10 protein-coding genes are annotated in these 12080 nt (G+C 60.7%); 9 read left to right on the top strand and 1 reads right to left on the bottom strand.

Annotated elements, in window-relative coordinates; all coding sequences use genetic code 11:
- Positions 1-168 precede the first annotated feature (168 nt).
- The 9 genes from AC1HIY_RS17730 to AC1HIY_RS17690 all read left to right on the top strand — a co-directional run bounded on the left by AC1HIY_RS17730 (position 169) and on the right by AC1HIY_RS17690 (position 11592).
- On the top strand, positions 169-1155 hold the full coding sequence (locus AC1HIY_RS17730; protein ID WP_479578150.1) for a TolB family protein: 987 nt from the start codon (positions 169-171) through the stop codon (positions 1153-1155).
- Positions 1156-1331: 176 nt separating this feature from the next.
- Positions 1332-3806: a T9SS type A sorting domain-containing protein gene (locus AC1HIY_RS17725; RefSeq protein ID WP_479578148.1), complete on the top strand. Its 2475-nt coding sequence runs from the start codon at positions 1332-1334 to the stop codon at positions 3804-3806.
- 536 nt (positions 3807-4342) lie between these two features.
- Positions 4343-5293, top strand: a complete 951-nt coding sequence (locus tag AC1HIY_RS17720) for a trypsin-like serine peptidase (protein WP_479578146.1) — start codon at positions 4343-4345, stop codon at positions 5291-5293.
- Positions 5268-6050 carry a T9SS type A sorting domain-containing protein gene (locus AC1HIY_RS17715; protein ID WP_479578144.1) on the top strand — a complete coding sequence of 261 codons (783 nt, stop codon included), beginning with the start codon at positions 5268-5270 and terminating at the stop codon, positions 6048-6050. The genes AC1HIY_RS17720 and AC1HIY_RS17715 overlap by 26 nt, the downstream gene beginning before the upstream one ends.
- Before the next feature lie 59 nt (positions 6051-6109).
- The gene (locus AC1HIY_RS17710; protein WP_479578142.1) at positions 6110-6580 is read left to right on the top strand and encodes an META domain-containing protein; all 471 of its coding nucleotides are present in this window, start codon (positions 6110-6112) and stop codon (positions 6578-6580) included.
- Positions 6581-6844: 264 nt separating this feature from the next.
- Complete coding sequence (locus AC1HIY_RS17705) at positions 6845-7615, top strand: lysostaphin resistance A-like protein (protein WP_479578140.1); 771 nt, start codon at positions 6845-6847, stop codon at positions 7613-7615.
- A 331-nt stretch (positions 7616-7946) separates the two neighbouring features.
- The gene (locus AC1HIY_RS17700) at positions 7947-8345 is read left to right on the top strand and encodes a hypothetical protein (RefSeq protein WP_479578139.1); all 399 of its coding nucleotides are present in this window, start codon (positions 7947-7949) and stop codon (positions 8343-8345) included.
- A 135-nt stretch (positions 8346-8480) separates the two neighbouring features.
- Complete coding sequence (locus tag AC1HIY_RS17695) at positions 8481-9191, top strand: phosphatase PAP2 family protein (RefSeq protein ID WP_479578138.1); 711 nt, start codon at positions 8481-8483, stop codon at positions 9189-9191.
- A gap of 172 nt (positions 9192-9363) precedes the next feature.
- On the top strand, positions 9364-11592 hold the full coding sequence (locus AC1HIY_RS17690; RefSeq protein WP_479578136.1) for a KAP family P-loop NTPase fold protein: 2229 nt from the start codon (positions 9364-9366) through the stop codon (positions 11590-11592).
- 6 nt (positions 11593-11598) lie between these two features.
- Here AC1HIY_RS17690 and AC1HIY_RS17685 read toward each other — a convergent pair whose 3' ends face one another.
- Positions 11599-11820: a hypothetical protein gene (locus AC1HIY_RS17685; RefSeq protein ID WP_479578134.1), complete on the bottom strand. Its 222-nt coding sequence runs from the start codon at positions 11818-11820 to the stop codon at positions 11599-11601.
- Positions 11821-12080: the final 260 nt, after the last annotated feature.

Here is a 12080-nt window from a genome sequence, read left to right as displayed (position 1 = left end):
CAAAAAAAGATCAAGACGACCCTGGGCTGGCTTGACTGCCCGAAGCGACACGCGATGGCGCAATCAAGGCACCCCTTTCAGATAAGTGCTTTGTTAGGCCCAATAGATAAGTGCAGCATTGTGAGGGAAATTATGAAATGGGACCTCTTCCTGGTTTTCTCTCTGTTTTTGTTGTTATCCGCTTGTGACACCGGCGCTCCCGAGCCGGAGGGCTTTCGAGCCGAGCCGGGGCCGATCCTGTTCATCTCCAACGAAAGCGGCACGTTCCAGCTCTACAGCATGGAGCCCGACGGCTCCGACGTGCGCCGGATCACCGACGACCCCGCCTTCGAGATCGGAGGGGCGGTCTGGTCGCCGGACGGGACGAAGATCGTGCTCGAAGGCCCGCAGGAAGCGCTGCGCTATGGCCCGGCGCTGTACGTGGTGAACGCCGACGGGACGGGGCGTTACCGGCTGACACATACCGAGATGCCAGGGGTGCATCTGGCCAACGGGGAGCGCCCGGTCTGGTCGCCGGACGGGCGCCGCATTGCCTTCGGGCGCATCATGATTCCGGAGGCGCTGGGCATCCTGGACATCTACGTGGTGGACGTAGGCGGTACCAACGAGCAGCGCGTGACGAACACGCCGAATGTCGATGAACACATCACGGACTGGACGCCGGAAGGCTATCTGCTCGGAAGTATCTTCGATTATACCTACCGAGATTCCCTGGGTCGCTTAGCCGAGAACGGGAGGCTGGTGGCGCTCGATCTCGACGGCACTTATCGGTGGACCTGGGGTGAAGCAGGAGACGTTATTGCCGTACCCATCCACTCCCCGGACGGCAGCAAGATCGCTTTCAATGTACGGATACAGCTAGAGACGGATTTTGGAAATGGCGTGGTGGCCCGGGACGTGCAGGAGGAGATCCACGTGATGGACGCCGACGGCGCAAACCGTCGGCAACTCACCCACAGCGAGCATAAATATCTCTGGCCGGTGGCCTGGTCACCCGACGGCACACGGCTGCTCGTCCGGGCCGGGGATCCGCCCGGCGGGGGGAGTGAACGCATCCTGATCGTGCCGCTCGACGGCAGTAGGGCGGTCGACATCACGCCGTGTCCGCAGGGCGAGCTTAAGTTCTGTTACCCCACCAGTTGGAAAACGAGGTGATCGCTGTGCCATAGCCCCCAATAGAGAAGCCCTCGCGGCTTCGCCTTCCCAAAACGTGCTCCCGCCAAAGAGCCACCATTTCCGGGACTGCTCGTCCTGCAAGGGCTTTCTTCGCCTGATAAGCACCGGCACGAGCAGGGTTCCGGGTTCCTCAACCTTCAAACCACGAGGTTCCCATGAAACCGAAGGTTCACGCCAGTAAACCGCAGAGCCAGCCCCCAACTCGATTGGGGGTTCACGCCCGTAAAACCTTGACCCTGTTCCTGGTCCTGCCCATCGCGCTCGCCGCTTCGAGCTTTGCCCAGGATCAACCGGTGATGATGAAAGACAACCGAGGTCTATCGCACCGGGTGGAGCTTCATCCCCAGACCGGTTCCGCCCGCTGGATCCACGACCCCGCCATTCACGTCGCCGACCTCGGCCTGCGAGCCAGTGCGCTCTCCGAGAGCACCCAGCCCCTCCTCCTGGAAAAGCTCCTCGAGGTCTTCGGCAGCATCCTCCAGCTCACCCCGGACCAGGCCACGCTCCGAAAGGCCGACACCGATGGCACTTCGTGGTTCGTCGCCTTCGACCAAGTCGTCGCCGGCATTCCGGTCGTCGGCACCGAAATCGGCTACACGATCGATCCCAGGGGTAACGTCGTGGCGCTGGGAGCGACCGTCTACCCGGATCTCGACGTAGCGACGACGCCTGCGCTTTCGAAAGAGGCGGCACGGGCGGCGGCGCGCGTGGCCTTCGCTGTGGAGCCCCGTCGCGTCGAAGACGAGGGCACGCTCATGATCCTCCCGATTGAGGAAGTTCAGAGCACGTCGTTTCACCTGGCCTGGCGCGTCCGGCTTTTCTCGCTCACCCCGTTGAAGGACGTCACCTACTTCATCGATGCCAGAGACGGAACGGTCTTGCGGGACTGGAGCAACCTGCGGCATGCCCATTGGCTGGAACCCGGCGGCACCGTAGTCACCGTCGCGCCGCCGACTGATTCCACGTCGCGTAGCGCCGCCGCGTCTGCGGGGCCACTGGGCGGCACGCTCTCAGGCACAGTCACCGGCTCGTACTACCCGGAACTCGTCACCGACCCGCCGGTATCGGCGGGCTTCAAGACGACGGAGGTGGAGGTCTACAATACGATCGGCCAGCGGGTCTTCCTCGGTACCACCAGCGGCAGCGGCTCCTGGTCTACGTCCTACCTGGCCAGCGGCTACTACACGATCCACCTGCCGCTGCAGAACGAGTGGGTGGAGTTGCACGACGCCAACGACAACGCCATTGAGCACACGGCCACGGTCTGGGTGGGGGGCAACACGACATACAACTACAGCTGGACGGCGGATGATGCGCCCAACGTGCGCTACCACGCCGGCACCATGCACGATTTCTTCAAGGCCTCGCCCTTCAGCTACAGCGGCATGGACTACCAGATGAACGCCTACATCGACCAGCCCAGTTCTCCGTGTGGTAGTCCGGTAAACGGTTGTGCCAACGGCGCCGAGATTTTCTTTGGCACGCAAGGGGGAGAGGATTGGGCACGTTCGAGCGACGTGGTCTACCACGAGTACACGCACAACGCCATCTACAGCGTCTACGGAAACGATTTCATCGCGACCGTCAACTGTAATACCACGGTGCACCAAAGCTGCGCGATGGATGAGGGGTTCTCGGACTACTTCGCCGGCGCCAAGAACAACGATGCCCTCATCGGTGAGGACGTAGGCGTGAATCGGAACCTCGACAACAATACCCTTAAGTGGACCGAGACGCAAACCAATCACTGGAACGGTCAGGTCATCGGCGGGGCGGCCTGGGACGTGCGGCAGGCCGTCGGCACCACCATCGGCAACAACCTCACCTTCAAGGCGCTCCAGATCACCCCACATGCATACGACTTTTCCGCCTTCCGGACCAACATCATCACGGCCGATAACACCTACTACGGCGGCGCACACGTGTGTGCCATCCAGAATGCGTTCGCCGCGCACGGCATCGGAACGGCCTGTCCACCTCTTATCGCCTCCATCAGCGGCCCCTCGACGCTGGGCATCGGGCAGATGGGGACCTGGACGGCGGTCGTCTCCGGCGGCCAGACCCCCTACACCTACCGCTGGGACTACCTGCTCGTCTGTCCCGGCGGGGGAGCCCGACCTGTCCCGCTGGCCGAGGAGTGTGACCTCTGGTACTACGGCGGCTCCTCCTCCAGCTTTTCCAAAAGCGTCAGCGGCAACTTCACCCTGGAGCTCAAGCTGACCGTTACGGACGCGGCCCCCACGTCGGTGATTGCCTACAAGTGGGTCACAGTGGGCACGGGTTCGGGCCCGGTGTCCGGAAAACCGGAAACGGAAGCCTCCCAAAGTGTTACGGCGTCGATCGGCTCGCCGTTGGAGGTGTTGCCTGGGTCGTATGCACTGGAACAGAATTATCCCAACCCGTTCAATCCGGTGACCGAACTCCGGTTTGCCTTGCCGGAGGCAGCCTCGGTTTCGCTGGTGGTCTACGATGTAATGGGTCGGGAGGTTGACAGATTGGTTGAGGGACCTTTTGCGGCAGGCCATCACCGGGTCCGCTGGGATGCGTCGGGGTTGCCCAGCGGCGTGTACCTGTATCGGTTGAGGGCAGGTTCATTTGTGGCTACGCGGCGTATGGTGTTATTGCAGTAGGGTACCGTGCCGGTAGGGCCTAACAAGCGCATCAAGCGGACGCACCGCTGGTCGGCGTTTCAGCGAGGATAGTTGCTCCGTGCCTGGTTCATCGCTAGATTGGGGCAATGAGTCACGCAGCGGTGCGCCGCTTATGCGCCAGCCGTTAGGTGCTCCAAGATACACGGGAGCTTTTTCAACGGTAACACATCGAGGATAGTCCCATTAAATCCACACCGATCCTGACGGCTATTCTGCTGGCTACGTATCTTGTATTCCCCGCCAAGGCCCAGATCAGTTGGGACGGGGGACCCTTCAGCTTCAACGATCAGATCGAAGCGCCGATTCCAACCGTCACGCTGCCCCCTGTCGATGTCGCAGCCCTTCTGGCAGAAGATGATCTAGAGCGGCAGAAGGCCAGGCCCAGGCCGCCTCGCTTCGCCAAAGCGCTCGAACTCGATCTTGGTCTCGACCAGGCGGGAAGCTGGACGGTACTGCCGACGAAGGATCGCCTCTGGCGCTTGCGTATAAGCTCGCCCGGAGCGCTGTCGCTTTCCTTGATCTTTGCGGAATTCTATATGCCCGACGGGGCTACGTTTCACATCTACAGTGAAGATCGTAGCACGGTATTAGGTGCGTTCACATCAGCGAATAATAAGCCATACGGGCGCTTTTCGACCTCTCCGATTCCAGGCGATGTCATTATTCTGGAATACTATGAGCCGTCGTGGGTACGGGGCAAGGGCAAGCTCCGCATATCGAAGGTAGCCCACGCCTACCGAGACATTTTCGGGCGGGATGATCAAGCGGGCCTCAATGGTCTCGGAGAATCGTCCTCGTGCAACATCAACGTAAATTGCTCGCAAGGGTCAGCATGGCAAGATGAAAAGCATGCTGTGGCGATGGTCCTGCTGAGCGATGGAACACGGTGGTGTTCCGGTGTGCTGGTTAACAATACGGATCAAGATGACACGCCCTACTTTCTGACAGCGTTTCATTGTGCGGATACTAATGGCAATCAGTCTCTTTCCCAAGCCGAGATTGATGATGCGGAGACATGGATCTTCCGATTCAATTATGACAGCCCACAATGCACTCCAAGCAGCGAGCCTTACACGTGGCAATCGATCTCTGGGGCAACATTTCGTGCTGGAAACGCGGCCTCTGACTTTGCTCTGATGGAGTTGAGCACCATGACACCCTATGCGTATCCGTATTATGCGGGGTGGTCTAGATCGACTACGGTTGCTTCTTCCTCCGTGGGTATTCATCACCCGCAAGGCGATCTCAAGAAAATTTCGATTGACGATGATTCCCCAGTTTCATCACGTTGGACTTCTAGCTATACTTCACCTTCTGATTCTCACTGGGAAGTATACTTTGATAGTGGAACCGTCGAGCATGGATCATCTGGATCTCCACTGTTTGACAACAACAGCAGAATTATTGGACAGTTGCATGGTAACCAAGATCCCAGTTTCAATGGAAGTAACTTTCAATGGAAGTAACTATTGTGATGTCCCTCATGGTTGGTACGGCAAGTTTTCGCTCTCCTGGAATTATGGCAGCAGTTCTTCGACCCGTTTGAAAGACTGGCTCGATCCCAGCAGCACAGGAAGTACAACCCTCAACGGGAAGTATGGCATTCTTCCCCCCGAACCTCCCAGCAACCTCGTCATCACCAATGCCCAGAGCCAGGCCTCGCCCATTCTGAGTTGGACGGCCAGCCCCAGTTCCAACGTCACCCACTACGAAATCTACCGCTGCCCCAGCTTCTACCGAAACTGCTTCAGCTACGGCGCTACGATAGGCACCACTACCGGCACCTCCTACACTGATTTCACGCTCACGATGACCTCGCAGAGCGAGGCCTATGACGAGTTCTCCTACCGGGTGCGGGCCGTAAGCAGCGACGATGTGGAATCCGCCTACACCAACTGGGCCGCTGTCTGGGGCGATCCTCTGATGAAACGAGACCCAGAGGAGGAGGAACTGCTGCCGGCGGTCGTTGCCTTGGCGCAGAACCACCCGAACCCGTTCAACCCGCAGACGGCGATTCGCTTTGCACTTCCTGAGGCGAAGCCAGTTTTGTTGGTCGTCTATGATGTGACAGGCCGGGAGGTGGTACGCCTGGTCGAGGGCTTCGTAGCGGCAGGCAACCACGAGGTCGCCTTCGATGGGACCCGTCTGCCGAGCGGCGTCTATCTGTACCGGTTGCAGGCAGGAGATTTCATTGCGACGAAGCGGATGGCACTGGTCAAGTGAGCGCTTGAGGGTATCCGCTTGCGTGGTTCGTTCCATTTTGAAGGAAGGAGGTCAAGGTCATGAAGACGATCATGAAGCTCGGATTCGGAATCCTGGTTCTGGGGCTGGTATCTTGTCAGTTGGTGGGTTCTGAGGAAGTGGCATCGAAGGCAAGGGGAGATAGGCCCTTAGTGGGCACGGAGTGGGATTTGGTCTCATTCGAGGAAGTGGGAGAGGGGGCGTCCGATGCCGGCAGTGTGGGGATCCTGCTGGTCTTTGAAGAGGATGGCCGGGTGAAGGGAAGAAGCTATCAGAAAGCTGGAGGGCCAAAGGCTGCCAATCAGTATAGTGGTATATATAAACTTGTATCGCCCAACATTATTGTCATTGACAGCATGGGTACAACCTTGGTGGGTGAGCCTGAAGGATCAAGGTATACGGAGTATTACAGTGCATTGAGGGATACAACTGAATACGAGTTGAAAGGCGAGACGCTACGCCTTTATTATGATACAGGGAGTAAAGCATTGGTCTTTGAGGCATCTGAATAAACGCACATAACCACGGCATCAACGCGGACGCACCGCTGGTCGGCGTTTTCGCTCCTTGTGTGCTCGGTGTCTCTGTGCTTTTTTGAAAGGACGTGCCGGGTGATGCGCCGGTTATGCCGGGGCCGTTATCGAACGTTGTGGATGGCGCATGAAGGATGAAGGAAGAGGAACCGCCGGAATAGAAAATGGCGTATCCTGATTGTTGTGTTGCATCAGGTGAACGCCCTGGTCGGGGAAGCAACAACATCTGGGGCCGTGTATCGAATGACTGAGGAAATGAGCGCATACAGGCGGGTTTGGTATTCGCTTGTGATTCCGGCCGTGTTCGGAGTTGTCGTATTTGCAGGAGGGCGCATCACTTCGGCGCTTTTTCCGGGCGTGAAGGGGTATAATCACTGGCTGTTGCGCATCGCAATTGATTCTGCTTTCTGCCTTTTGGCTACCATGGCCCTGTACCGGACGGGTCCTCTCGACGCTCTCCGCGCCCTGCGAGTCGTTGCGCCGGTGCTCGGTCCGGTTCTCATGGCAATCATTGCAACGCTACCCATGCCGATCCTCTTCTCGTCCACCGGATCGTTCAGCGCCGTGTTTGACCCGTTACGGTTGTTCTTCTACGCGGGCATTGGGCCATTTGAAGAAGAGCTCATTTATCGCGGTTTCGGGTTCTGGCTGTTGTATCGTCTGGCAAACTGGGGCTTCTGGCCGTCAGCGCTTTTACCGGCGGCCGTCTTTTCCTGGGGACATGTCGCGCAGGTGAGTAGTCTCGGAGGAGCCATCGGAATAATTGCCCTGACCGCAGCAGGATCCGTCTGGTTCAGCTGGCTGCTGCTGCGTTGGGATAGCCTGTGGGCGCCTGTGGCAATGCATGCGCTGATGAACGGGTGGTGGGGGGTGTTTGAGGTCGATACCACTGCGCTCGGCGGCTGGCTTGCCAATGTTGCCCGTTTCGCAACGATTGGTCTGGCGATCGCGATCACGTTGCGTCGAGACCAGCTTTTGAATCTTTTTGGGCGAAGGCGTACGGGCCGTTTATAACCCGTGCTCCTTCTTTTGGAAAAGTCGTGTGCGCAAGGAGCGCACCGGGTTTTCCACGGTCTGGTTGAGAGACGGTTGAGGCGCGAGCGACGGAGACGGCCGGCGGTGAAAAAAGAGGGGGCCGGCGTGAAAAGGAGCTCTGACAAACACCTCGACTCGGACGCGAGGCGCGACGGAACCCTCGATGTCTCCCCCTTAGCTTGTCCGTAGCTTGCGTGAAACGCATCATAGACCCTTGCGGGCGCTTTTCGGGATACTTATGGTCTTGTTCAGCGCCGCTGAGCCGCCATCTGTCTATATGGTCCAAAAATATCCGCTAGAGGAAAGAGCTATGAAGACGCTAATCTTTAAGGTCGGTGCTCTCTTTCGAGCCTTGCTACCCCTCCTCGTCCTGGCTTTCTGCTTCCCCGGATGCACACCGGCCCGGGAAATTGTAACACCGCCGGATGAGACGGAATCGGGTGATTTTGACCGCTATTTTCCGGCCATCCTCGGAGACTACCTCTCCTACAAATCCCCGAAAGCCATCGCCGTGGCCAGGGCTTCCGACGGTCGCTTTGCCTTCGCCTATCGAATCATGGCGAGAAGTTCGGATGCCGCCGTACAGCAAGCCATGGACGAGTGTCGGAAGCGAGCAGGCTGGTTTGGGCTTGAAGCACCGTGCAAGCTCTACGCGGTTGACAATGAGATCATGGAAGAGGACAGAGCGGAGGAGCTGGAGAAGGATTGAAGCTAAGACCGAAAAAATCTCCACGGGTTGTTCGTGCGGGATGCCGGCATGGCAACCGACCGCGCCCGTATGTTTCCGGCATTCACTTCATCGAGACGACCCGGATGCGCAGGGTCCATTCACGCTTCGCCGCCCATGTCTGAGTCAGGGAAACGCATTCGGGATCGTTTGGAGGCATGGAGGGAGCGAGGCGGTCGCCCGTTCCTCTTCTTTGTCGCGGCGGTCGTGGCCGCCGTGGCCGCGCTCGGGGGATTTCTGGCCATCGTCGATGCGCTCGCCGACCACGAGGGGGTTTATTACCTCGACTTCCAGGTCCGGCATTTCGTGATGGGTCAGGTGCGGCCCGACCTGACGGCATGGGCCATTCGGATCACCGAGGTCGGGAGCGTGCCGGGCACGACGGCGCTGGTTGTGCTTGTCTCGGTGATCCTCTGGCTCAGGAGGAAGCGGTGGGCCGTGGCCCGACTGCTCTTCGCCACGGCCACCGGGCCGCTCGTCTTCACGGGGCTCAAGCTCCTCTTTCACCGCCCGCGCCCGGTGGACAAGCTCGTCCCGGCGTCGGGGTACAGCTTCCCGAGCGGTCACGCCTTCATGGCGACGGTCTTTTACGGCGTGCTGATCTATCTGGCCTGGACCGAATCGCGGTCGCGGCTCGTTCGCGTCCTGGCAACGACGCTGGGCGGGCTGATGATCGTGCTCATCGGGTTGAGCCGCGTCTACCTCGGCGTGCACTGGATGACGGACGTGATGGGCGGCTTTCTGGCGGGGTTTCTGTGGCTTTGCCTGAGTCTGGCGGCGGTGCATTTCGCGGAGCAAAGGTGGGCGCGAGGAGACGCCGACGGATGATCCTCCGGCGCCGGGGAAGGGCGGAAGAAGGAGGGATTTTGTGCGTGGGGACACTTTGGTACGGGACGTTCTTGCCGATACTTGCCGTGAACCGGTCCGCCCCGGGATGCAGCCGCGCGCATGAGGCGGGTGCGCCGGGAGGGCGGCTCCCGGATACGGTTTGTCAAAGCCTATGAACGACGTGAACCTCCACCCTTCCACGCCGACCTTCGCGGCCGACGCGCCGATCGAAGATCCGGCGCTCGACCGGTTCGGACGCTGGCCGTTCGCCGAGCGCGTGGCCAAGATCCTCGCCATGCGACAGGACCCGAGCAGCCTGGTGGTGGGGCTCTACGGCGCGTGGGGAGAGGGCAAGACGACCGTGCTTCGCTTCATCGAACGGGCGCTCTCCTCCTACGGGCACGTCGTCTGCGTGTGGTTCAACCCCTGGAGCTATCGGGACGAAGGACCTTTGATCCGGAGCTTCTTCAACTCGCTGGGCGAAGCCATCGACGCTTCGCTCGGGCCGCGCCATGAGAAGGTGGGGCCGAAATTGCGGGAATATGCGGCCCTTCTCGCGCCCGACAGCCACGGGTACGGCGGCGACGGCGGGCACTCCTTCGGCGAGGCCAATGCCGCGCTCGAACTGAAAAAGGTGCGCGCGTGGATCGGCGATCTGCTTCAGGCGCTCGGGCGGCGTGTGGTCGTCTTCGTCGACGACATGGACCGGCTCGAGAAAGAAACCGTACAGGCCGTCTTCCGGCTGGTCAAGCTCTCTGCCGACTTCGAGAACACCACGTACGTGCTCTCTTTCGACCCGAAAGTCGTGGCCACGTCGCTTCAGACCTCCGGGTACGGGCGTACGGGATATGACTTCCTCGAAAAAATCATCTCGGTGCCGCTCCAACTTCCGCCGGCCAGCGCCACGTCGCTGCTCGACCTTTCGTACGACGGCGTGAACGAGGCCGTCCGCGTGGCCGAGATCGACCTGACCCAGAAACAGGTCGATGAGTTCGTGCACCGCTTCCGGTACGGTTTTCTGCCTCGTCTTCAGACGCCCCGGATCGTGAATCAGTATGCGAACGCGCTGCTCTTTGCCCTGCCCATCCTGAGGGATGAAGTGCATCCGGTCGATCAGATGCTCGTCGAAGGGATGCGCATCTTCTTCCCCGGACTCTATGAGCATATCAAGGAAAACCCCGACCTGTACCTCATGCGGCAGAAGCGGCAGGCCAAGGGGAAAGGCTCCTCGCGGCAGGCGGCAGCGGAACGCGAACGCCCGCTCGCATCGCTCAGCCGACGGGAACGCGAGGCCGCCCGGAGGCTGGTCGCCGCCCTTTTTCCGCAGACCGTCGCGGGGCAGGCGCGGCACGATTATGCCCGGTGGGACCGCGAGCAGCGGGTGGCTTCCGAACGCTATTTCGATCGCTATTTCCAGTACGCCATCTCCACGCACGATCTGCCGGACCGCTTGATCGGGGGCTTTCTCGCGCAGGCCGAGGGCTGGACCGTGGAAGAGGCGCACCGCCAGCTGCTGGACCTTTTCGACCGGGCCGACCCGAAGGTGGTCGTTCGCAAGCTCAGCCTTCGGGTGGAGGAGGCTTCGCCGCGGGCCGCCTCCACGCTGGCGAAGGTGGTGGCCGGGCTCGGCTCGCTCTTCCCCGACACGCGCGAGGGGATCGTGGGGCCTGCCCTGTCCGCCGAGGCGGCCTATCTGGTGGCGCAGCTTCTGGCGGGGCTTCCCGCCGCGCAGCGCTTCGAAAGGGCGCAGTCCGTGCTCGGAAAGGCCGAACCGCTCTGGTTCGCGCTGCTGTGCATGTCGCGACTGTTCGGCGAGGAGGCGCAGGAGGGAGATGAGGTGCTGCGGGAGGAAGAGGCGATGCAACTCGTGCAGTTGCTGGCGAAGCGCATCCGGGACCACGCACAGGCGCATCCTTTCCACCTCGAAGAGCCGGATCACGCGCTGGTCCTCTATTCGACGTGGGCCGCCGGCCGTTCTCCCGAAGAAACGAACACGTATCTCGGTCGGCGTCTCGCCGGGGCGCCCTCCGAAGGGATTGCGCTCCTGAAAACCTGTGTGCCGAAGATCTGGAACCCCGGGGCCGGGCCTCGGCTGGGCAGCTTCGAACGAAGCGAGTACGAGGTGCTGCGGGGGTTCGTCGATCCGGAGATGGTTCTGGCCGCGCTGAAGCAACACTACGGCGCGAAGCGACTCGCAGAGGTCACTGGCAAGAGCCTCCGAGCCTCCGACCTGTCGCTGGAGGATCGGGTGGCCTATCAGTTCATCCTGACCCACCGTCGGGTCGAGCGGGAGCGTAAGCGCGCGGCAAAGGATCGCGTGGAGACCGACCGCGCCGCCGTCGGGCAGAACCGCGCCGGCGCTTCGAGCACCGCGTCGCAGGTCGAAGGAGCGTCGTCCTGACGCCGATCAGCGATGCCGTTCGGGAGACGCATAGGTGTGGAGGGCCTGCTCTACCGCGCGCCGCGCCCGGGCCGCCGCCCTCTTCGCCTCCGTCACGTCCGTGTCGGAGGCCAGACCGAGGATGCGCCTCACCTCCATGATATCTGCTTCTTCTTCGAGTTCCCTGGCGCGTTTGCGCAGTTGTTTGATCGAGAGCATTGCTGGAAAAGAGACGATTGCGTGCAACATACGAGGGATCGAGGCGAGGTCAAAAGCTGTGCCGTAGCGCTCGGAAGCGCTGAAAAGGGGCGTTGATGTAGGAAAATGAGACTCCGGCGCAGATATTTTGCGACGCGGAATGAGACCGGTCGTTGGGGTCGCGCATGCTCGCCGGCGCGTTTCTTCAGCCGCGCGGGGGCGAAATGCGGGGTCGAACGGGGGCCGCTCAGCCGTTGAGCGCCACGGCGAGGACGAGCAACAGGATCGACCAGCCGATGGCAAACAGGGAA

The sequence above is a fragment of the Rhodocaloribacter sp. genome (assembly GCF_056451265.1).
This window is presented reverse-complemented; position numbering and strand designations above follow the sequence as displayed.

Excerpts from the sequence above, each read along its gene's own strand:
- AC1HIY_RS17725 (WP_479578148.1), top strand. The coding sequence starts at position 1,332 with ATGAAACCGAAGGTTCACGCCAGTAAACCGCAGAGCCAGCCCCCAACT.
- AC1HIY_RS17715 (WP_479578144.1), top strand. The coding sequence starts at position 5,268 with ATGGAAGTAACTTTCAATGGAAGTAACTATTGTGATGTCCCTCATGGT.
- AC1HIY_RS17710 (WP_479578142.1), top strand. The coding sequence starts at position 6,110 with ATGAAGACGATCATGAAGCTCGGATTCGGAATCCTGGTTCTGGGGCTG.
- AC1HIY_RS17705 (WP_479578140.1), top strand. The coding sequence starts at position 6,845 with ATGACTGAGGAAATGAGCGCATACAGGCGGGTTTGGTATTCGCTTGTG.
- AC1HIY_RS17700 (WP_479578139.1), top strand. The coding sequence starts at position 7,947 with ATGAAGACGCTAATCTTTAAGGTCGGTGCTCTCTTTCGAGCCTTGCTA.
- AC1HIY_RS17695 (WP_479578138.1), top strand. The coding sequence starts at position 8,481 with ATGTCTGAGTCAGGGAAACGCATTCGGGATCGTTTGGAGGCATGGAGG.
- AC1HIY_RS17690 (WP_479578136.1), top strand. The coding sequence starts at position 9,364 with ATGAACGACGTGAACCTCCACCCTTCCACGCCGACCTTCGCGGCCGAC.
- AC1HIY_RS17685 (WP_479578134.1), bottom strand. The coding sequence starts at position 11,820 with ATGTTGCACGCAATCGTCTCTTTTCCAGCAATGCTCTCGATCAAACAA.